This window comes from Brevibacterium sp. UMB1308A, from assembly GCF_030230605.1.
Lineage (GTDB): Bacteria > Actinomycetota > Actinomycetes > Actinomycetales > Brevibacteriaceae > Brevibacterium.
Map to the genome: position 1 here is coordinate 74,073 of NZ_JASPDO010000002.1, position 22,090 is coordinate 96,162.

Consider the following 22,090-nt stretch of genomic DNA (forward strand, 5'->3'; position numbering starts at 1 on the left):
GTGTTAGCTCGATAGGATAACGGTATGCAACCTTCAATTCCCACTGCTTCGCGCCCCGTTCTGGTGGTGGATTTCGGAGCACAGTACGCCCAGCTGATCGCACGCCGTGTTCGTGAAGCCGGCTTGTTCTCTGAAGTCATCCCGCACACTGCTCCTGCTCAAGATTTTGTGGACCGGAATCCAGTGGCCATTGTGCTTTCTGGTGGACCGTCTTCTGTCTACGCTGAAGGGGCTCCCCGTTTGGATCCCGAGGTGTTTGAACTGGGTGTTCCCATGTTCGGCATCTGTTATGGGTTCCAGTCAATGGCACACAACCTGGGTGGCAAAGTTGCCCACACAGGATCCCGGGAGTATGGATCAACGCCACTGACCGTGGCAGGGTCCTCGCAGCTACTAGACGGCCAGCCAGAAAACCAAACGGTGTGGATGTCGCACTCGGACTCGGTGGCTGAAGCCCCTGAAGGGTTCACCGTTGTCGCATCCACCCCAGGTGCACCCGTTGCTGCGTTCGAATGTGCTGAACGCAAGCTCGCCGGTGTGCAGTGGCACCCGGAAGTGCTCCACTCCGAGTATGGTCAGGCAACCCTTGAGAACTTCCTGCACTCGATCGCAGGTCTCGAACCAACGTGGACTGCCGGAAATGTCATCGACGAACAGGTCGAATTGATCCGCCAACAGGTGGGGGACAAGCAGGTGATCTGCGCGCTGTCCGGTGGCGTTGACTCCGCAGTTGCGGCCGCTCTGGTTCAAAAAGCAGTGGGCGATCAGCTCACGTGCGTTTTTGTTGACCACGGTCTGTTGCGCAAGGACGAACGCAAACAGGTCGAACAAGACTATGTGGCCTCAACGGGTGTGCGTCTAGTGACGGTTGACGCCGCCGATCAGTTCTTGAACGAACTGGCTGGCGTCACGGATCCTGAAACGAAACGCAAAATCATTGGGCGTGAATTCATTCGCGTATTTGAAACAGCTGCTGCTGACTTGGTTGCCCAGTCACGCAACGACGCTGAGCCCATCGAGTTTTTGGTCCAGGGCACGCTGTACCCAGACGTGGTGGAATCCGGAGGTGGCTCTGGCACCGCCAACATCAAGAGCCACCACAACGTAGGCGGCCTGCCCGAAGACTTGCAGTTCACGCTAGTCGAACCTCTGCGTGCGCTGTTTAAAGACGAAGTCCGTGCGATTGGTCGCGAACTTGGCTTGCCTGAAGTTATTGTGGGTCGCCAGCCGTTCCCAGGCCCTGGTTTGGGCATTCGCATTATTGGCGAAGTGACCCGTGACCGCCTCGATGTACTCCGTGAAGCAGACGCAATTGCCCGCGAAGAGCTGACGCGAGCAGGAATGGACGACAGCATTTGGCAGTGCCCCGTTGTGCTCCTTGCCGATGTGCGTTCGGTGGGTGTGCAGGGCGACGGCCGTACCTACGGCCACCCGGTTGTTTTGCGTCCGGTGTCCAGTGAAGATGCCATGACGGCTGACTGGACTCGCGTGCCATACGATGTGCTTTCCACGATTTCTAACCGCATCACCAACGAAGTGGACGAAATCAACCGTGTGGTTCTCGACATCACGTCGAAGCCGCCGGGCACGATCGAGTGGGAGTAATCCTGCGGGGCAAAGTGCCCAGTTGCATCTCCTGAACACTGTTCAGTTACACTAGGTGAGATTTCACCCAAGGTGGGTGAACCTGTGTACAAGGAGAACTACGTGTCTACTTCCACCGCGCCTGAAACACGCCGTGCACCACAGCCGCGCAGCGTAGGGATGGATGTTGCATATATTGCCGTTTTCGCTGCCCTCATTTGGGTGTCTGCGCTCATTCCACCTATCCCTGTTGGTGGAGTCGGCGTTCCGATCACGGTGCAGACCCTCACGATCGCCATCACCGGAATGGTCTTGGGAGCATGGCGCGGGTTCGCGGCAACCGGTCTGTACATCGTGCTGGGCCTGATCGGGTTGCCCGTGTTCGCTGGCGGCTCGGGAGGTCTGGGTGCTCTCGCCGGCCCCAGCGCGGGCTACCTGGTATCCTTCCCGTTCTTTGCTGGTCTCATTGGTCTGTTGGCTCAGATTTCAGTGAAGAAACTGACCGGTGTGAAACTGTGGCTGGCTCTTGTGGGTGCGGCTCTGGTCGCTCGTTACCTCATCGTGTGGCCGATTGGCGCTTTCGGTATTCACCTCAACGCTGGAGCCCCACTTGAAGCGGCCTTCCTCGCAGATATCCCGTTCTGGCCAGGCGACTTGGTGAAGAACATCCTCGCCGGTGCTATTGCGCTCATGATCCACCGCGCATTCCCCACCGTGCTGGTGCGCCGGTGATCACTTTCGACGGCGCACGCGTTGCGATCGACGAAGTCGGAGGGCCCGAAAGGGTCCTCCTGGACACCACCTCGGTCACGCTGACACAGCCAATGACGTCAGTCATTGGCCCCAACGGATCGGGCAAAACTACGTTCCTTCAGATGATCAACGGTCTGATGACGCCCACCTCGGGCGATGTTCGCGTAGGCGAACTCAGCGTCACCCAAAACCTCAAGGACGTACGCAAGCGAGTGGGGTTCGTCTTCAGCGACCCCGCGGCCCAGCTTGTCATGCCCACGGTGGTCGAAGACGTGCAGCTGTCCTTGCGCCACCTGCCCAAGGCTGAACGCAAACCGGCGGCGATGGCCATGCTCACCGAACTGGGCGTAGAAGACCTGGCCAGCCGTTCCGTCTACGAACTGTCTGGCGGGCAACGCCAGTTGGTCGCCTTGGCAACTGTGTTGGCGGTAGACCCTGAGGTTTTGGTGCTCGATGAGCCGGCGACGCTCCTGGACTTGAAGAACACGCTTCTGCTGCGGCGCACGCTGCGTGATCTGGTGGACCGGCGCGGGGTTCAGGTGGTGTTTTCTACCCACGACCTGGACTTCGCTTTGGACGGGCATGAGTGCGTGTTTATCGACGGCGGCCAGGTGTGTGGCAAGGGCGCCCCGGCCGAGGTCGTTGCCGAGTACCGAGCGAGTGTCGCATGAGGCGTCGGCAACAGTTTTTGGGTGTGTGCTCGCCCCGCCGTGGGTGGTTGCACACGGCCCCTGTGGGCCTGAAGTTCGCGTCACTGACGGTGTTGACGCTGGTGGTGATGCTTGCCCGTAATCCCTTTGTGAACGCTGGCCTCATCGTGCTGCTGGTGATCATTGGATTAACGGCCAGAATGAGCCTGAGGCAGATTCTGGGACCCATTCGACGCATGTGGCTGATCTTTGTGTTGTTGGTGGTCTTCCATGTGTTCTTGAGTGACTGGTGGAACGCCGCACGCATCATCACGGTGATGATCACGTGCGTGGTGGGTGCACAGATCTTCATGCTGTCCACGCCTCTGTCTGTTCTGTTGGACCTTTTCAGCATGTTGGTGAAGCCGTTGAAGTTTATAGGTGTCCGCCCACAGGTGCCAGCGCTTGCGGCAGCGATTGCGGTGCGCAGCGTTTCCTACTTGGCTGACTTGGCTGACACAGCGAAGGATGCCGCCAGTGCACGCGGATTAGAAAACGACATTCGCGCACGCACCGTGCCGGTGATGTTAGGTGCCGTGAAGTACGCGCAGGACACCGGGCGGGCGCTTGAAGCCCGCGGGATTCTGGATTAGCTGACGCGGTCCTGTGCCCAGCGAGGAGCCCCGATGAGCGACCGGCCAATCACCTGGGGCGCAGGAGAATCGATCGCTGCGGCGTAGTGACCTACAAGCTGTGAGCACACGCTCTTCCACGTGCGACCCAGAACCACCTTGCGGGCCGCTTCACCGAACGCTGCGCGCTTAGCGTCATCGCCCACCAGGTCACGGACGTGGTCTTCCATCGCGGTGAGGTCGCCAGGTGTGTACAGCCACCCGGTACGGGAGTGGTCGACCAAATCCAGTGGGCCACCTCGGGCGGGGGCAACCACGGGCACGGCACTTGCCATTGCCTCCTGGATGGTCTGGCAGAACGTTTCAAACTCACCGGGGGACACCATGACGTCGAAGCTCGCAACCGCCTGTGCCAGGGCGGCACCGCCCAAAAAGCCAGTGAAAACAGCGTCAGGCAGAAGTTGTTGCAAACGAGCGCGCTGCGGTCCTTCACCCACGATGACCAACTGAACGTTAGGGATGTTGCCCAGTCGAACCAAATCCTCGACCTGCTTCTCGACTGCCAGACGTCCCACAAAACCAACGATCTTCTTGCCCGCAGGGGACATGCGCGCCCGCCACTCTTCCGAACGGTGGCTGGGGTCAAAGCGGGTCGAGTCAACACCTCGGGCCCACAAACGCACATCAGCCACTCCGTGACTGTGCAACTGGTCGATGGTGAACGACGATGGGGCAAGAGTCAGGGATGCGTGCTGGTGGATGTTGCGCACGTGGTTCCACATGAGGTTCTCCACCCCACGCAGACCGTAGCGTGCGGCATAAGCAGGTACTTCAGTCTGGTAGACAGCTACCGAGGGGATGCCCAGGTCCTGTGCTGCGAGCACTCCGCGCCATCCAAGGACGAACGGGGAGGCTAGGTGGACGACGTCGGGGTCGTAGTCAGCCAAAATGCGACGGATACGAGGGACACCGCCGGGGGCAACGCGAACCTTGCGATACTTAGGCATCGCAAAAGAGGGCACTCGAACAATTCGAGCGCCCGAAAGTTCAGTGGGGGAGTCGTGACGAGTTCCAGGAGCGATCACGATGACGTCGTCACCGCGTTCCGCTAAGTGTTCAAGGACTCGGACAACCGTGTGGACCACGCCGTTGGTCTGGGGCAAGAAGGACTCAGCAATAATCGCAACTCTCACACCAGCATTAGAGCCTAGTGAAGTAACATGAAAACGGTGTCAGTACGAACAATGGCTAACTAAACGGTAAACTTAACCACTGGGTAACTAACGTGACGACTGAACGAAGCGCTCGATGCTCGGTCGGAGCCGTTGATATCCGTGCATGTCCGTTGAAAAGTCGTTGAACTAAAGGAGCAGACAGTGACGTGGGCTTTGGCGATCCTCTTGATTGTCTTGGTCATTGTTGCTGGTGTGGCGATTGGCCTGGTTGTCCGCAATAACCAGCTGTCACTTGCTCGCGACCTGTGCCTCGAAGCACTGCGCCAAGTGAATGTGCAACGTGAACAGAGGCACGCGCTCGTGCCAGAATTTGTGAGCCTCGCACGCTCATGCCGGGATAACGACAGTAAACGTAACGGTGTCGCTGGCGCTTCAGTTGAACGGTGTGACGAAGCAGGGCGCGAACTCTCCGCCGCCCTCACTCAAGCAGTGTCGGTAGGTACGGAAGAACCTGCCACCCCAGGTGACACAACGGCCAGTGTAGGGCCAGCGGAAGACCAACTCACCTCGGCCATTGACACATTAGCGCGCGCCGCCCGCGTGCAAGGCGACGTTACGGACACCGACGAAACATGCCGCATCCAGATCCATGACCTCTACGAGCACCTCCTCATGGTCGAACACCGCCTGTCAGCCGCCGTGCGCTACTACAACCTGGTGGTAACGCAGTATTCGACGATGCGTTCCTCGTGGGTATCCCGACCACTGACGGGCGTGTACCGGAAGTTCGCCCACATCGCATACACGCCCAACGACTTTTCCGAAAACGTGCCCAACACGCTGCGAGTGCCAGAACGCGAAAAAGGAACAGGCTACCGGCCAGGAAGCGTGTTCGGCTAAGTGACGGCTCGCAATACAGAAGAATCAGGCCAACCGGATCCTCCACACCAACGTTTCCGGATCGACTTGGGGTACGTGGGCACCAACTTCCACGGGTGGGCGCTCCAACCTCATCTGCGGACCGTGCAAGGGGAACTCGAAACCGCGCTCGCCCGGATCCTCAGCACCCCCGTTCGCGTGACGGTGGCCGGCCGTACGGATGCCGGCGTGCACGCGCGCAGACAGGTCGTTCACGTGGACATTCCGCACACCGACTTTCCGCGGTTGGTGGGGCAACCTCGGGCGCGGGGTGAGCAGCGAACGCCGGAGCGGGGATTGACATCCCGGTTGCGCGGTGTGCTTGCCCATCAGGACGCCAGTGACATTGTGATCCACGGGGTGACGGCTGTGCATTCTGATTTTGATGCCCGGTTTTCTGCCTTGTGGCGTTCCTACACCTACCGGCTGGCTGATCCCCAGGCTTTTACCGACCCGCTGACCGCAGCTTTCACCGTGGAGCACCGGGCGGAGTTAGACGTTGCTGCGATGAGTGCAGCTGCCCAGCAGGTGTGCGGCCTACGCAACTTCTTGCCATTCTGTAAGCCACGCGAAGGTTCGACAACAATCCGCACATTGGAAGAACTCCGGGTGGAGCGCGATGGCAACGGTGTGGTCGAGCTTTTCTTCCGCGCAGACGCCTTTTGTCACCACATGGTGCGCGCCCTGGTGGGTGGGCTCGTCAAAGTGGGGGAAGGTAAGTGGGAACCGGGCAGGTTGGCTGACATGTGTGAAGAAGCCGGCCGAGGTGGTTCCGACTTCCCGATGTTTGTCTTCCCAGCGCACGGATTAGTTTTGGAAGGCGTGGGATATCCCGAACCTGGTGAGTGGGCTGTGCGCAATCAGCAAACCCGCGCGCGGAGGGACGCTGAGTAGTGCGGAATTGGGCGGTGAACGGGCGCTGAGTCACGGTCGTGAGATTTTGCGCTCGGCTCACATAATTTACTCAGTTATTGCTCTGGTTTACCTCAAGTTCACGCTGCGCTGATAGACATTGAGAGCATTTGTTAATTTCACTCCCTTGATGAGGACATTATGAAGCGAACAACCCGCGCTTTTGCGGCTGTGTCAGCACTCGCTGTCGTGTCGCCACTTGGAGCGCTCCCAGCATTCGGTGCAGCCGACGAAGGCACCGAATTCCAGATCCTGAACATTACAGACTTCCACGGACGCATCGGATCCGGCGTTGGCGCCGACCTTGCGGGCGCCGTTACTGACAACCGCCAGGAAAACTCCACATTCCTGTCCGCTGGTGACAACATTGGTGCATCCACCTACGCATCGTCGTCACAGCAGGACAACCCCACCCTTGAGTACCTCGACGCACTTGGGCTAGACGCATCGGCCGTAGGTAACCACGAATTCGACCGCGGGTTCGACGACATCAAGTCACGCGACACCAACTTCGAACACCTGGGTGCCAACGTTGTGAAGAAGGGAACTGACGAACCAGCGTTCCCCGCGTACACCACGTACGACGTCAACGGCATCAAGGTCGCAGTCATTGGTGTCGTCACAAAGGACACCAAGACTCTGGTATCCCCAAGTGGTATCAAGGCGATCGACTTCATCGACCCTGTCAAGGCAGTAAACAAGGCGGCCCAGGAACTCGAAGCTTCAGACGAAAAGCCTGACATTACAATCCTGGAAGCACACGCCGGGCCTTCGTCTGCTGGCAGCATCGAAGAAGCTACCGGTTCAAACGACGAATTCGCGTCCTTGGTAGAAAAAGCTGACGCTTCTATCGACGCGATGTTCTTTGGCCACTCACACATCAAGATGAACCTGGAAGCCAAGATTCCAGGAACCGACCGCACACGTCCAGTGGTTCAGGCTGGTAACTACGGTGACTCTCTTGCTGACGTCCGTCTCACCTCAGAAGGAAACGGCGACTGGACCGTCAAGTCCTCCGACCTGATTGAAGTCGAGGGCGTTGGAACCGAACGTGACGGCCGCGGAAAGGTGACCGGCTACAAGGACAACGTGCCTGCAGACGTTAAGAAGATCATCGATGACGCGGAGGCTAAAGCGCAGGAAGCTGGATCGGTTAAAGCCGGCGAAATCACCGAAGATATCACGCGTGCATTCAAAGAAGACGGTTCGGAAGACCGTGGCGCAGAAAGCACCCTGGGGAACCTGGTTGCAGACGCTCTGAAGGAAGGTGTCACGTACTCTAACCTTGAAGAAGCTGACTTCGGTATCACCAACCCAGGTGGTCTGCGTACCGACTTGAAGATGGATGACCAGTTCGGTGAAGAGGCCGAAGGTGTTGTCACCGACGGTGAACTCAACCAGGTTCTTCCGTTCGCTAACGACCACGGTGTTGTCACTATGAAGGGTGAAGACGTCATCGAGCTCTTCGCTCAGCAGTGGCAGCCGGCTGAAGCATCGCGCCCATTCCTGCACCTCGGTATCTCAAAAGAACTGAGTGTTGTCTACGACTCCAGTGCTGAAGACCCAGCCAAGCGGGTTAAGTCAGTCAAGGTCAACGGAGAAGACATTGACCCTGCAAAGGAATACCGTGTAGCTACCCTGTCATTCTTGGCAAACGGTGGTGACAACTTCGGAGCGTTCGCAAAGGGCACATTCGAACAGTCGGGTCTCACCGACTTCGAAATCTGGCAGAAGTACTTCGAAGAGAACTCGCCAGTGTCACCAGACAAGAAGGAACGCCAGGCTGACTTCGCGAAAGACATTCTGGGTAGCGGAGACGCCACTGCCGAGGTTCACACACCTGACACCAGGAAGAACAACTTCTACCTCCAGATCGACTCAAAGGTCGAAGCAGAAAACCTTCTCTTTACCGTTGAAGCACCAAAGGGCTACGACGTTGAATGGGAAGACGCAAAGGTTATTGAAGGAACCGAAAACACGGTTCGTGTCGACAAGGTCAAGGCTGGCGAAACGCAGGTGAAGTTCCGTCTGGTGCGCAACTCCGACAAGACCGACGGTGCTAAAGAGTTCAACACCACCCTGATCGCTGACCCAGCCGCGAAGTGGTGGGACAACAACCCACTTCCAATCTTGCGTGAAACCAAGGTTGGATTCGTCTCAGAAGACAAGCCTGGGGACGACTCCGACGAAGGAAAGCCTGGCGATGACTCTGACGAAGGAAAGCCTGGCGACGACTCTGATGAAGCGACACCTGGTGAAGGTGGACAGGACGACAAAGGTAAGGACAAGGGCGGTTCCGACAAAGACGGCTCGGACAAGGGCACAGACGGCTCTGACAAGGGCAAGGACACGGACGCCGGTGACGGCAAGCCACTGCCTCGCACCGGTACCGAAACCGCTGGCATGATCGCCGCTGGAATCGCATTGCTGGCCGTTGGTGCAGCGGCAGTCGGACTTACTCGCGTCCGTCGCAACTAACCGCACACAGGTGAGTGACACCTCGGCGAAGGTGACTCCACCCACCCCGTGAGCGAAGCCACGCTTCGACCCCTCCCAAGCATTTGCCTGGGAGGGGTCGAATGCATTAGATTAGGTAGTCGTTGCGTACGTCAATGCACATGCCACAAAACCTCTAGTCGCGTTGCAGGTTGAGGCGAAGGTGCTCTTCGTACAACATGACAGAACTGCACTGGCGATCTCCAAAGATCACGACCTTTGAGAACACGCGCGGTGCCGCACACACTAGAGACGAAAAGAAGGCTACACTTGCGTACCTATACTCCGAAGCCCGGCGACATCGAGCGCCAGTGGCACGTCATTGATGCCACTGACGTCGTACTTGGTCGACTTGCTTCGCAGGCAGCTCGTCTGCTTCGCGGCAAGCACAAGGTGACATTTGCCCCACACGTTGACACGGGCGACTACGTGATCATCATCAACGCTGAAAAAGTTGCTCTGACCGGCGCCAAGCTGGAACAGAAGCGCGCATACCGCCACTCCAACTACCCTGGCGGAATCAAGAGCGTGAACTATGCAGAACTGCTGGCTACCAAGCCTGTTCTGGCAGTTGAAAAAGCCGTTGCAGGTATGGTTCCGAAGAACCGCCTCGGCCGTGAACAAATGCGCAAGTTGAAGGTGTACGCGGGTCCTGAACACCCACACGCATCACACAACCCGCAGACCTACGAAATCAGCCAGGTTGCGCAGTAAGCGCCCCGGGCACTGACAGGAGAATCATGGCTGAAAACATCAACGAAGAAGTCGAACTGACTGAATACTCAACCGAAACCCCTGCTGGTCAGGGCGAAGCCGCAACCGGTGGCCGTGGGCAGTCGCTCACTGCTCCAGGTGCTGGAGTTGGACGTCGCAAGCAGGCAATTGCTCGCGTGCGTTTGGTTCCTGGCTCCGGTGAATGGAACATCAACGGTCGCGACCTTGCAACCTATTTCCCGAACAAGCTCCACCAGCAGCTGGTGAACGAACCGTTCCGCCTGCTGGACCTGGAGGGACGTTTTGACGTGTTCGTCCGCCTGCAGGGTGGAGGACCTTCCGGTCAGGCTGGTGCTGTTCGTCTGGGAATTGCTCGTTCGCTCAACGAGATTGACCGCGAAAACAACCGCCCAGAACTGAAGAAGGCTGGATTCCTGACCCGTGACGCTCGCGTACCTGAGCGTAAGAAGGCTGGTCTGAAGAAGGCACGTAAGGCACCTCAGTTCTCGAAGCGTTAATACGTGTTATGCGCATGTGGCCCCGGTATTTACCGGGGCCACACGTGTTTGTGGGAGTGGTGAGGGTGATTGGCTCACGCTGGGCAGGATGGTTAGGCAGATGCTGAACCAGAAGTTTGCGGCGTTTTCGGTTTAGGGGCCCGAGGTTCCTCATGCTTTGAGTTGTGTGTCGCCTGGGGGAGTGAGCTGTCGATAGCCAGGGCAACCATTCCCGCGGACACGCACATTGTTCCTAGTGTCCAGACTCCCAAAACAATGAAACTCTCAACGACCGCCAAGCTCAGAATCGCTATAACACCTATGACTATGGGCAGCGCATAGCCCACCGGGAAACCGTTGATGCGCGCGTTGAGTCCAAAGCACGCGGCGCACGCCAGGAGCAACGTGGGCATGATGAAAGCAGAGATCTGGAAGCCGTCGGACATCGAAATTGATAACGCCCCAATTGTGGGTAGGACAATAGCAAGGACTCCCAGCACGCGGACGACAATCAGGGTGATACGCCGTTCACGTTCCGAGCGCTGCTCAAGCGCAAGTGTCAAGGCATAGCCACCGAGGACAAAAGCCTGACCAACGAAGAACAACCACAGGTCAGATTCAGCGTCGATGATGAGTGTGAACAAGCCCACGGCTACAAGCGCAAGCAGGCTGCTACCAGCCCACGTCAGCCGGTGCAGGGAGTGCGTGAGGTGAAAAAGATACGGAACACATGCGATAATCCCGGGGATGAGAACCAGAAGGCCAATACCAAAGCCGTTGACAATAGGGTTTGCCGGTTCTTGTGGAAAGAACAACACGGCGCAATAGAGCGCGAGTGATGTTGTTGAGAAGAGTGTTGTCAGTGATGTGAGAACGTATGACTTGTCCATGGTGCCTCTTTCTTTAGCCTCGCGGACATGCGAGTGGTTGATTTCACTATTGCACCGTGTCATCTAGTTTTTGTTTCAAAAGTGGTATCGGTTGGGTAAAGTTCCGTTACGTGTAAGAGCTGGATTCGGGGCACAGTAACTGTGTCAGTGCCTCTGGCTACACTTGAACAAATTGCAGTAGATGTGAAAGTGAGACTCATGGGTCGTCTGTTTGGAACCGACGGAGTGCGCGGACTCGCCAACCGAGACATCACAGGCCGGTTGGCTCTCCAATTATCGGTTGCAGCGAGCCGGGTGCTGGCAAAGCCTGAACAAGCTGGGAACCACCGCCCGCGTGCAATCGTCGGACGTGACACCCGAATCAGTGGAGACTTTCTGTCAGCTGCAGTAGCGGCGGGGATCGCCTCAACTGGCGTCGACGTGTGGGACGCAGGCGTGCTCCCAACTCCCGGTGTCGCTTATGCAGTGAAAGCCACGGGTGCTGAGTTCGGCGTGGTTCTTTCTGCTTCTCACAACCCCATGCCAGACAACGGCATTAAGTTCTTTGGTCCAGGTGGAACCAAACTTGATGACGCGATCGAAGATGAGATCACCGCTCTCGTTGACGTGAATTGGGATCGTCCCACCGCCGAAGCCGTTGGGCGTATCCAGCGTTACCCGGCTGCCGCCGATGAATTTACCGAACACCTGGTCGCCGGTCTGGGCGAAAAAGTGACACCTCTGAAGGGACTCACGGTTGTTGTTGACTGTGCCCACGGAGCAGCCTCCGTTGTGGGCCCAGCGGCCCTGCGTCAAGCAGGGGCCGAGGTCATTGTGACCGCCGCAGAACCAACGGGACTGAACATCAACGACGGAGTTGGCTCCACTCACATCGACAACCTCCAGCGTGCGGTCATCGAACAATCCGCTGACCTAGGTGTGGCATTCGATGGGGACGCTGACAGGTGCTTGGCCGTGGATGCGCGTGGACGCGAAGTCAACGGTGACCAGATCATGGGAATCCTGGCGATTGGCCTGAAAGAAGACGGGGTACTCGCACACGACACTCTGGTGACAACGGTGATGAGTAACCTGGGCCTGCGCCTCGCTATGGAACGCTATGGCATTGATACGGTACAGACCGCCGTGGGCGACCGGTACGTTCTTGAACGCATGAAGGCCGACGGATACTCCCTGGGTGGCGAACAGTCCGGGCACATCCTCATGCTTGATCACGGTTCCACCGGTGACGGAGTCCAAACGGCGCTTCACCTCATGCACCGCATGGCTACGTCAAAACGGACGCTTGCCGACCTTGCAGCAGAAATCCCGAACCTGCCTCAAGTTCTCATCAACGTGAAAGACGTTGACAAGAGCCGTACTGCAGACCCTGCAGTCGCTGCTGAAGTCACGGCAGTAGAAAAGGAACTGGGAACAACTGGGCGAGTACTCCTTCGAGCTTCCGGTACGGAACCGGTCATTCGCGTCATGGTAGAAGCCGAAAGCGAAGAAGTCGCACAACAGCAGGCGCAGCGCCTGGCCGATGTCGTCAAGACGCAGCTGGCACTGTAAATGACGCCCAAGTTCGCGACTGCCATCGCGGCGTCCGGGGCAACTGCCGTTGCCACGCTCATCACCTCGGCCGTGTCCCTGGCACTTCGCCCTGCCACGCACGACGGCCTACTGTTCGTCTTCAGCAGGTTAACCACCTCGGTGCTGGTAGTAGGGGCAATCGCATCAGGCCTCGCTTTCATTTTTGGGTTCGTGCGCGCGAACTACCGTGGGCACCCCGTGGCACGCACGCCCGGTAGCGCAAAATGGCTGGCACTCACAGCTCTGTTCGTCGCGGTAGGGCCAGCCGTCATCATGTACATGCTCACAGTCATGTGGCTTACCAACGCCATGTATGTAGGGGCGCTCGCCCTTCTGGTTGGCCTCATTGCTGGGCCACTTTTTGCAGTGGCAATGCGACCCATGAGCCGCCTGATTAGTGAACCTGGGTCAGCTGGCAAGAAAACGTAAACGGCGCAACCTTAGAGGGCGTAACAGGCTGATGCACAAAGCTTTCACGTAGTTTCCTGGTCCGCAAACTGGGTCTCGTAGAGTTCGGCGTACCGGCCACCGGCAGACAGCAGTTCGGAGTGCGCACCGCGCTCCACAATGCGCCCACCTTCTATCACCAAAATCTGCGACGCCGAACGCACCGTCGACAACCGGTGAGCGATCACAATAGCCGTGCGGCCGGTCATCGCCTCGTTCAACGCCTGCTGGACTGCCACCTCGTTCGTGGAATCCAAAGCGCTGGTCGCCTCGTCTAACACCACAATCGGAGGAGCCGCCAGGAGCAAACGCGCAATCGTTAACCGTTGCCGTTCACCACCGGAGAGCCGGTACCCGCGTTCCCCAATCACCGTGTCAACTCCATCAGGCAAAGCTTCGACAACACGGTCCATGCGGGCACGGCGCAAAGCGGAATTGATTTCCTCGTCAGTGGCATTCGGCTTGGCAAGCAACAGGTTTTCCCGAATCGAATCGTGAAACAAATGCCCATCCTGCGTCACCATGCCCACGCCTGCCTTGAGATCCGCAAACGCAAGGTCACGGGCATCAATACCGCCCAAGCGCACGCACCCTGAAGTGGGGTCGTACAAACGCGGAACCAAAGACGCAATCGTCGACTTACCAGCCCCAGACGACCCCACGAGCGCAACTGTTGACCCGGCAGGCACCGTGAACGAAATGCCGTGCAACACCTCGGCGTACTCCCGCGTATCCAACACCGCCACGTCTTCCAAAGACGCAAGCGACACCTCCGCAGAAGTGGGGTAGGTGAAACGTACGTCATCAAACTCCACTGACAACGCACCTGATGGCAAAGCACGCGGGTGCGCAGGCTCAGTGATGATGGGCTTGAGGTCTAAAATCTCAAAGATGCGCTCAAAGCTCACAACAGCGCTCACAAAGTCCATTCGTGCGTTCGCAAGCATGGTCAACGGTGCGTAAAGGCGGGTGAGAAGCATCGCCAAGGTGACCACCATGCCCGCGTTGAGGTGACCCTGCACCGCCTCGAAACCTCCCAAACCGTACACCAGTGCAAGAGCCAAAGCCGACACCAAGGTCAGAGCCGTCACGAACGTGGTCTGCAACATGGCGGTCCGAACCCCAATTGCGCGGACGCGGTCAGCGCGCTGTGCAAATTGGGCAGACTCACGTTCAGGCGAACCAAAAAGCTTCACCAGCGTGGCGCCACCTGCATTAAAACGTTCAGTCATGCGGGTGGACATCGCCGCGTTGAGATCAGACGCCTCGAACTGGAGTTTTGCCAACTTTGACGCCAACAGACGAGCGGGCAGTAGGTAAATAGGGAGCAAAACCAGCGACAAAACCGTGACCTGCCACGAATACGCAAACATGACACCCAGCGTGAGCACAAGAGCCACAAGATTCGACGCAACCGACGGCAACGTGTTCGCAAACGCGCGCTGAGCCCCCATGACATCGGTACTCAAACGAGAAATCAAGGCCCCAGTGCGCGTGCGGTTGAAAAATGCCACCGGCATGGTCTGCACGTGGTCGAACACAGCAGTGCGCAAGTCAAAAATGAGCCCTTCGCCCACCTGCGCCGAAAACCACCGGTTGATCAAGGACAGCGCGGCATCCAAAAGAGCAATCACACCCATGGCCACTGCAAGCCACACAATCGTGGACACCGGCCCGCCGTCAGTGATCGCATTGACAACCCGGCCAGACAGAATTGGCGTGATGACACCCAACAGCGCGGCCAAAGCTGAAAGCAAAACGTAGGCCACCATGCGAGCGCGATGACGACGGGCAAAGGTAAAAATCCTGCCCACCGTTGACCAACTCACCGACTGTGACTTACCACCGTACTTTTGCGCGGCCGTGGCACGCCGCAACACCATATGCGGTGAAATGTTCGACATGTAGAACCCTTAAGCCACCACACTCACAGCTTCCGTAACTGGATGCTCTTCACCTTGTGGTTACTTGCCTTTTTCAGAATCAAGTCCGCACGACCTCGGCTAGGAAGAACATTTTGCGACAAGTTAGGCGCGTTAATTGAGTCCCAAATTTCTCCCGCCAACGTCACCGCTTCCTCTCGCGTCAACTGCGAATACTTGTGAAAGTACGAGTCAGGACGGGAAAACGCGCCTTCCTGCAGGCGCAAAAAGCGGCGAATGTACCACTCGCGAATATCACTCGTGTTGGCATCCACGTAAACGGAGAAATCAAAATAGTCACTCACGGCCACGCCAATGCGGCCGTCAGGGCGCGGACGCGGAGCCTGGAGAACATTCAACCCCTCAACGATCACAACATCGGGGGAGCGGACCGTCACCTCGGCGCCATCAATAATGTCGTACGTGTGGTGGGAATACACAGGAGCGCGCGCCTCTGGTGCACCCGCCTTAATCTTCGCCAAGAACCGCAACAAACGCCTGCGGTCATAGGATTCCGGAAAGCCCTTCCGATCAGCGATCCCACGGCGCTCAAGCTCCGCGTTTGGGAACAAGAACCCATCAGTCGTGATGAGTTCGACCCGTGGGGTGTCTGGCCACCTCGACAACATTTCACGCAGAAGGCGTGCCGTCGTTGATTTACCAACCGCAACAGAACCCGCAACACCAATAACAAAAGGAGTGCGCTTAGGTGTGACGTCCTTGCCTTTTTCACGTAACGGGGTGAAAAACTCGCGCGTCATCTGATACTTGTTACCCCGCGCGGCAACGTACACACTCAGCAGTTCGGACAGCGGAAGATAAATGGAGCGAACTTCGTCTAGGTCGATTCGCTCACCCAAACCGCGCAGTCGCTCAATTTCCTTTTCCGTCAGTGGTGAGGATGTGGTTTCCGCAAGCGCTGCCCACGACTCTCGATCGAAGAGCCAGTAGGGCGACGGCAGTGAGTCCGAATCTGGTCGCAAACCGGCCAGGCGCCGTGCGGGATCAAGGTTGTTGAGCGCATTCATAGGCCACATTGTCCCACTTTTCCCACGCCCTTCTACTTTCAGTGTCACAACGGGCGTATCAGCAGCGAAAAGTGAATGTATCTTTTGTTCGTCCTGTATTTCTCGCTTGGCTAGGCAGTCGGTACGATTGGTCCCATGTGTGGAATTGTGGGATATGTTTCAACTTCTCGTGCCCAGTCTGCAGGCGGGTCTGAGCAGGCAACAGCAGGTCGCGACCATTCAGCTATCGACGTAGTCATGGGTGGTCTCAAGCGCATGGAATACCGCGGTTACGACTCCGCCGGTGTAGCGCTTGCAACCCCTGGCCAGCCACTTTTCAGTGAGAAGAAGTCCGGTAAGTTGTCTAACCTCAAGGACGCGTTGGAGACTCACCAGATTCCGGACGCCACGACAGGAATTGGTCACACTCGTTGGGCTACCCACGGTGGCCCCACCGACCAAAACGCTCACCCTCACCTGGCCGATGACGGCAAGTTGGCGCTCATTCACAACGGAATCATTGAGAACTTTGCGCCCCTGAAAGAACGTCTCGAAGCTGATGGCGCTCAGTTTGCATCCGAAACCGACACGGAAGTTGCCGCTCAGCAGCTGGCCAAGAACTACCGGGAAACCGGCAACCTGACCGAAGCCATGCGCATTACTGCAACTCAGCTTGAAGGTGCGTTCACACTCCTGGCTATTCACCAGGATCTTCCGGACACGGTTGTGGCTGCACGCCGCAACAGCCCACTTGTCATTGGTCTGGGTGACGGCGAAAACTTCCTTGGCTCAGACGTCGCAGCGTTTATTGACTACACGCGCGATGCAGTTGAAATTGGTCAAGACCAGATCGTGACCATCACACCGGATTCAGTCGACATCATTGACAGGGACAACAACCCGGTCGAAGGCAAGTCGTACACGGTTGACTGGGACCCAGCGACCGCTGAAAAGGGCGGCTTCGCATCGTTCATGGACAAAGAAATCCATGACCAGCCCCAGGCTGTTGCTGACACTCTGTTGGGTCGCATGGACCAAAACGGCAACCTGCAGTTGTCAGAGATGAACATTGACGAATCGGTGCTCAAGAGCATCGACAAGATTGTTGTGATCGCATGTGGGACTGCTGCCTATGCAGGTCAGGTTGCCCGCTACGCAATTGAGCACTGGTGCCGTATCCCTACCGAGGTCGAACTGGCTCACGAGTTCCGTTACCGGGACCCGGTGGTCACTGAGAAGACCTTGGTGGTGGCGATCAGCCAGTCGGGTGAAACCATGGACACACTCATGGCCGTGCGCCACGCCCGCGAACAGGGTGCCAAGGTGATCGCTATTTGCAACACCTACGGTTCCACCATTCCGCGCGAATCCGACGGCGTGCTCTACACCCACGCTGGCCCAGAAATCGCGGTTGCGTCCACGAAGGCGTTCTTGGCGCAGATCGTCGCATGCTACCTGTTGGGTCTGTACTTGGCACAGCTACGTGGCAACAAGTACCAGGACGAAATCAAGGTCATCCTGGACGAACTTGAACAGATGCCTAGCAAGATCGAACGGCTTCTGGACGAAAGCAAACAGCAGGTACTCGACCTTGCACAATCCATGCGGGACACCACCTCTGTCCTCTTCTTGGGGCGTCACGTAGGCTACCCCGTCGCCATGGAAGGCGCGCTTAAACTCAAGGAGCTCGCCTACATTCACGCAGAAGGTTTCGCCGCCGGTGAACTCAAGCACGGCCCTATCGCGCTGATCGACGAAGGCCAGCCGGTGTTCATTGTGGTGCCAAGCCGTGCATCGCGTTACTCGTTGCACGACAAAGTGGTTTCCAACATCCATGAAGTCCGCGCGCGTGGTGCCAACACGATCGTGATCGCAGAAGAAGGCGACACTGCGGTCGAACAGTTCGCATCCGAAGTGATCTACGTGCCTGCAACGCCTACGTTGCTGGCGCCACTTCTGACCACGATCCCGTTGCAGATCTTCGCGATGGAACTGGCCTCTGCCAAGGGCTTGGACGTCGACCAGCCGCGTAACCTGGCCAAGTCAGTCACGGTCGAATAAATCGCAACGAATTCAGGGCTGACTCGTAACCGTGGCCATTATTGGGATTGGAGTCGACATTGCTGATGTCGAGCGGTTCCGTGAACACATTGAACGCGTTCCGGAACTGCTTGACCGGCTCCTCACACCTGCTGAGCAGTTAAAGAAGAACGGTAAGCGGCGTACCCCTGAGTCTTTGGCCGCCCGCTTTTCAGCTAAAGAGGCCCTGGTGAAGGCCCTGCAGTTGCCAGAGATCATTCCGTGGCACGAAGCTGAAATCGTGTCAGCGTTTACGGGTGCGCCCAGTTTCCGGCTTTCAGGTTGGGTTCTTCAACACTTCCGCGACATGGGCGGCGAGACAATCCACGTGTCGATTACTCACGACGCCGGCCGGACCGTCACGTTCGTTGTGGCGGAGGGAAACCCGGTGCACAGCCACCCGCCCGTTGACCAGCCGGCCCCGTTGCTCCCTGGTTCGCCCGAGGCGTTAGCAGCTCTCGCTGAGTTCCGGCAACGCGCTGAAGAGACGCGGGAGGCGCGGCGCAAAGCGCGCGAGGAAGCACGGCGAAACGCGGAGTAAAGCGCATCAGCGCGCGCTTCCTTACAACTGGAACGTCAGGCGCGCGCCACCTTCCAGAGTGTGCGACTCGCCGTTGACGTACACGCTCACAGAGTGAGTTTCGCGTGAACGGGATACCAGCGTGAGTTCCGTGTGCGTGACGTACACTTCGATGATCTGGCCCTGGAACAGAACCCGGAAACGTGCGTCGGCAACGTGTGTGGGCAGGTTCGGGTAGAACTCGATCCGGTTGAACCGGATGAGCACACCGGCGAATGCGCGAAGAATAACGTCGACGGTTCCGGCCATGGCTCCCAGGTGGATGCCTTCTGCGGTTGAACCCCACTGAGTGTCGTCGATGTCGATGCGCAGCGCTTCTTGCCATTCGTTCCACGCGTCCTCGCGACCAATCATGGCGAGCACGGCAGCGTTGGCGACCCGGGACAAGCTGGATCCGTTGGTGGAATGAGCCACGTAGTAGTCGATGGTACGTTCGACTTCTTCTTCACTCATGTCGTAGCCCATGCGGCGCAGTTCCTTCACCACTCCAGTGGGGCCCAACAGGTAGAACAACATGTTGACGTCAGACTGTTTGGACAGCTTGTAGTTGTTGGTCGAATCGTCCTCTGATTCCAGGATCAGGTCCATGCGTCCGATATTGCCGTACTTGCGACGGTAGGCGTCGAAGTCAAGGTCCTTGAGGTCTTCGTACCCCGCGAATTGGCTGATCCGCCCGTCTGGCGCAAACGGCACGTACAGGCGTGCGGCCATGCGTTCCCACAGGGTGACTTCCTCTGGGTCGATGTTGAGCCTGAACTCCAATTCGTCTGCTTCGTGGGATGACAGCACTTCAAAGATGCGCACGGCGTGACGTGCCAGCCACGCGACCATGACATTGGTGTACGCGTTGTCGTCCACACCTGATCCGGGGGTTCCCGGGTAGCCGTCGTGGTATTCGTCGGGCCCCATGACACGTCGGATGTGGTAGCGGTCCTCAGCAGCGTCGTATTCAGTCATGGAAGCGAATAGACGCACAATTTCGATGATGAGTTCACCGCCGTGTTCGGCCAACCATTTGGTGTCGGCAGTGACGCGGTAGTGCTGCCATGCGTTGTACGCCACGGCAAGCCCCACGTGGTATTGCCTGCGTGAGTTGTCTGGCATCCACCTGTTTGAACGGTGGTTCCACAGCTCCACCGGTGTCTCTTCGCGCCCGTCAGAACCCGACTGCCACGGGAACTGAGCTCCCTTAAAACCGGATTCGCGGGCCAGTTGGCGGGCGGCGTCGAGTCTGCGCCACCGGTACATGAGTAGAGATTTGGAAATCTCCGGGAAGCGCATGTTCAGCAACGGCATGACGAACACTTCGTCCCAGAAAATGTGCCCGCGGTAGCCTTCTCCGGTCATTCCGCGCGCGGTGGTTCCCACGTCCTGTGCAACGGTGTGTGGGGACATGGATTGGATGAGGTGGAAGGTGTGTAGGTCCACCATGAGTTGTGTTTGGTCCGCCGCGCCCGAGGTGGTGTCCACCTCCACGCCGAACCGGTCCCAGAGTTTGGCAAGGGCTGCCCGGTGGCCGGGCAGGAGGGCAGTAAAGCTGCAGTCGGGCAACCAGTCGAGGTGCTGGACCGCCCCGCCTCGCACGGAACTTAACGCGGGGTCTCGGGAGTGGACGGTGGAGGTGACGGTGTCGAAGTCGAACGCGTGACCTGGGTGAACGGTAAATGCGTGTTCGCGATAGATGGCTTTTCCGCGTTCGTTTTCTTCGCTTACGGTTTCGACGTCGTATCCCATGGTTTCGCCGGGCATGCGCTGTGTTGAGAAGTCGACTCGGCGTTCTGTCACGCGGGTGCGTTGGGCCATGGCAACCCGGGTGCGGCTCTGTTCGGTGATGACTTCGGTGAGCAGGGTGCCGTCTTCGAGCACTTTCGCGTGACGGGTCTCAATGTGCTGTTTGGCCAGTTGGTCGTATTCGGCCACGTTGTCATTGTTGACGCGCGCGTCGATACCTAAGCGCACATGCACTTTCTGTGGCTCATTGCTCAGCGTTTCAACCCGGGTGAGGGTAGCGCTTAAGTGCTGTTTGTCCATGGAAACGATGCGACGCTGGCACAGTTTGAGCGAGCGCCCGCGCGGGTCTTGAACAACCAGGTGACGCACCAGAGCGCCGTCGTCAAAGTTGAGGGTCCGTTCTTCGGACACCACGGTGAGTCCGCGGTCTGAGAGCCATTCCCCGTCTGCGAATTTCACGTCCAAGGCGGCCCAGTGAGGCAGATTCACCATGGACTCGTGGACTTGCGTGCGCCCCTGAACGGTGGATGTGAGCCGGTTGAAGATCCCAGCGATATACGCCCCTGGTGCCCCGCGGTGCCCGGTCTTGATTTCCGAGGCGGTACCCCGGATAGCCATGTATCCATTGCCCAGGGTGGTGAGGGTGGCGCGTTTGCCTTTGTGGTGGTCTTCTCCGCCCACATAAACGAGGGTGCGAGAGCGGTCGCGGCGTTCTCCCAGGTCGAGTTCGTGCAGGTCCCCAATGACCACATCGGCTCCGGCGTCGATGAGTTCGTCGCGGTGGCCGTGGCGGTCAACACCAACGACCAGCCCAAATTTCCCAGCGCGTCCTGCTTGAACACCTGAGATGGCGTCTTCAACAACAACGGCGTTGCGGGGTTCGACGCCGAGGTCGTTGGCAGCCCGGAGGAAGGTGTCAGGTTGGGGTTTGCCGGGCAGGTGTTCGTCGAGTGCGGTTTGTCCGTCAACGATGGTGTCGAAGAGTTCCGTGATCTGTGCGTTGTTCAAAAGGGCGGGCGCGTTGCGGCTGGCAGTGACGAGGCCGATCTTGCGTCCGCCTGCGCGCAAGCGTTCGATGAGGTTGATGGTCCCTGGGAAGGTGCGGACGCCCTGTTTTTTGAGTTCTTCGTTAAATGCGTCGTTCTTGTGACGGGCCAGCCCGTGAACGGTGAGTGCCCCGGCCGGGTCGTCGTCGTCACCTTCTGGAAGTGTGATGCCACGGGAGGCAAAGAACTCGCGCACACCGTCTTCGCGTGGACGCCCGTCCACATACGCACGGTAGTCAGTGGCGACAGAGAACTCAGAGGCGTTGAGTTCCTCCGGGAACTCGACTGCTGCGTCTTTGAGTTGAGGATTGGCGAGGGCGGAGTCAAACAGTTGTTTCCACGCGGCGGCATGGAGCGAAGCGGTGTCGGTGACGACTCCGTCCATGTCGAAGATCACTGCGTCGAATGGTGGGGTGGCTGTGAGAACCTCAGTCATATATCTAGCTCATCATGAATGAGTGACGCGTGGGTGAACGTCACGGCCTTGTTCAGAAACTTTTGTGTTT

Annotated in this window: 18 protein-coding genes; 13 read left to right on the forward strand and 5 right to left on the reverse strand. The window is 58.1% G+C overall.

Annotated elements, in window-relative coordinates; genetic code table 11:
- The first annotated feature begins 24 nt into the window (after window positions 1-24).
- The 4 genes from guaA (at window position 25) to QP868_RS01620 (ending at window position 3,619) form a co-directional block, all read left to right on the forward strand.
- On the forward strand, window positions 25-1,605 hold the full coding sequence (gene guaA, locus QP868_RS01605; RefSeq protein ID WP_284924812.1) for a glutamine-hydrolyzing GMP synthase: 1,581 nt from the start codon (window positions 25-27) through the stop codon (window positions 1,603-1,605).
- A gap of 102 nt (window positions 1,606-1,707) precedes the next feature.
- A complete protein-coding gene (locus QP868_RS01610) occupies window positions 1,708-2,316 on the forward strand; it encodes a biotin transporter BioY (RefSeq protein ID WP_284924814.1) in 609 nt (202 codons plus the stop codon).
- Window positions 2,313-3,008 (forward strand): energy-coupling factor ABC transporter ATP-binding protein, encoded by a 696-nt coding sequence (locus QP868_RS01615; protein ID WP_284924815.1) that lies wholly within the window; start codon window positions 2,313-2,315, stop codon window positions 3,006-3,008. Before QP868_RS01610 ends, QP868_RS01615 begins: the two co-directional genes overlap by 4 nt.
- A gap of 62 nt (window positions 3,009-3,070) precedes the next feature.
- Window positions 3,071-3,619, forward strand: a complete 549-nt coding sequence (locus QP868_RS01620) for an energy-coupling factor transporter transmembrane component T family protein (protein ID WP_284924817.1) — start codon at window positions 3,071-3,073, stop codon at window positions 3,617-3,619.
- On the opposite strand, the gene QP868_RS01625 is transcribed toward QP868_RS01620, so the two are convergent.
- Window positions 3,616-4,791 (reverse strand): glycosyltransferase family 4 protein, encoded by a 1,176-nt coding sequence (locus tag QP868_RS01625; protein ID WP_284924818.1) that lies wholly within the window; start codon window positions 4,789-4,791, stop codon window positions 3,616-3,618. The two genes, QP868_RS01620 and QP868_RS01625, sit on opposite strands and share 4 nt — an antisense overlap.
- Window positions 4,792-4,974: 183 nt before the next feature.
- Between QP868_RS01625 and QP868_RS01630 the strand changes: the two genes are divergently transcribed.
- From QP868_RS01630 to rpsI, 5 genes are all read left to right on the forward strand, one after another.
- On the forward strand, window positions 4,975-5,673 hold the full coding sequence (locus QP868_RS01630; protein WP_284924819.1) for a LemA family protein: 699 nt from the start codon (window positions 4,975-4,977) through the stop codon (window positions 5,671-5,673).
- Window positions 5,674-6,585 (forward strand): tRNA pseudouridine(38-40) synthase TruA, encoded by a 912-nt coding sequence (truA, locus tag QP868_RS01635; protein WP_284924820.1) that lies wholly within the window; start codon window positions 5,674-5,676, stop codon window positions 6,583-6,585. It begins immediately after the preceding gene.
- A 159-nt stretch (window positions 6,586-6,744) separates the two neighbouring features.
- Entirely contained in the window at window positions 6,745-9,081 is a 2,337-nt protein-coding gene (locus tag QP868_RS01640; protein ID WP_284924822.1) for a bifunctional metallophosphatase/5'-nucleotidase, read from the forward strand.
- 288 nt (window positions 9,082-9,369) lie between these two features.
- Complete coding sequence (rplM, locus tag QP868_RS01645) at window positions 9,370-9,813, forward strand: 50S ribosomal protein L13 (RefSeq protein WP_284924823.1); 444 nt, start codon at window positions 9,370-9,372, stop codon at window positions 9,811-9,813.
- Between the two features lie 26 nt (window positions 9,814-9,839).
- Window positions 9,840-10,331 (forward strand): 30S ribosomal protein S9, encoded by a 492-nt coding sequence (gene rpsI, locus QP868_RS01650; RefSeq protein WP_005883112.1) that lies wholly within the window; start codon window positions 9,840-9,842, stop codon window positions 10,329-10,331.
- 92 nt (window positions 10,332-10,423) lie between these two features.
- On the opposite strand, the gene QP868_RS01655 is transcribed toward rpsI, so the two are convergent.
- Window positions 10,424-11,200: a hypothetical protein gene (locus tag QP868_RS01655; protein WP_284924826.1), complete on the reverse strand. Its 777-nt coding sequence runs from the start codon at window positions 11,198-11,200 to the stop codon at window positions 10,424-10,426.
- 198 nt (window positions 11,201-11,398) lie between these two features.
- On the opposite strand from QP868_RS01655, the gene glmM reads away from it, so the two are divergent.
- Window positions 11,399-12,751, forward strand: a complete 1,353-nt coding sequence (gene glmM / locus QP868_RS01660; protein ID WP_284924829.1) for a phosphoglucosamine mutase — start codon at window positions 11,399-11,401, stop codon at window positions 12,749-12,751.
- Entirely contained in the window at window positions 12,752-13,201 is a 450-nt protein-coding gene (locus QP868_RS01665) for a hypothetical protein (protein ID WP_284924831.1), read from the forward strand.
- 44 nt (window positions 13,202-13,245) lie between these two features.
- On the opposite strand, the gene QP868_RS01670 is transcribed toward QP868_RS01665, so the two are convergent.
- Window positions 13,246-15,123 carry an ABC transporter ATP-binding protein gene (locus tag QP868_RS01670; protein WP_284924833.1) on the reverse strand — a complete coding sequence of 626 codons (1,878 nt, stop codon included), beginning with the start codon at window positions 15,121-15,123 and terminating at the stop codon, window positions 13,246-13,248.
- Window positions 15,124-15,146: 23 nt separating this feature from the next.
- Window positions 15,147-16,178 carry a type I pantothenate kinase gene (coaA, locus tag QP868_RS01675; RefSeq protein ID WP_284924834.1) on the reverse strand — a complete coding sequence of 344 codons (1,032 nt, stop codon included), beginning with the start codon at window positions 16,176-16,178 and terminating at the stop codon, window positions 15,147-15,149.
- Between the two features lie 126 nt (window positions 16,179-16,304).
- Here coaA and glmS point away from each other — a divergent pair, with 126 nt between their 5' ends.
- Window positions 16,305-18,209 (forward strand): glutamine--fructose-6-phosphate transaminase (isomerizing), encoded by a 1,905-nt coding sequence (gene glmS / locus QP868_RS01680; protein ID WP_284924835.1) that lies wholly within the window; start codon window positions 16,305-16,307, stop codon window positions 18,207-18,209.
- Window positions 18,210-18,240: 31 nt separating this feature from the next.
- Window positions 18,241-18,768 carry a holo-ACP synthase gene (locus QP868_RS01685; protein WP_284924836.1) on the forward strand — a complete coding sequence of 176 codons (528 nt, stop codon included), beginning with the start codon at window positions 18,241-18,243 and terminating at the stop codon, window positions 18,766-18,768.
- Window positions 18,769-18,789: 21 nt separating this feature from the next.
- Here QP868_RS01685 and QP868_RS01690 read toward each other — a convergent pair whose 3' ends face one another.
- Entirely contained in the window at window positions 18,790-22,020 is a 3,231-nt protein-coding gene (locus tag QP868_RS01690; RefSeq protein WP_284924837.1) for a beta-phosphoglucomutase family hydrolase, read from the reverse strand.
- Between the last annotated feature and the right edge of the window lie 70 nt (window positions 22,021-22,090).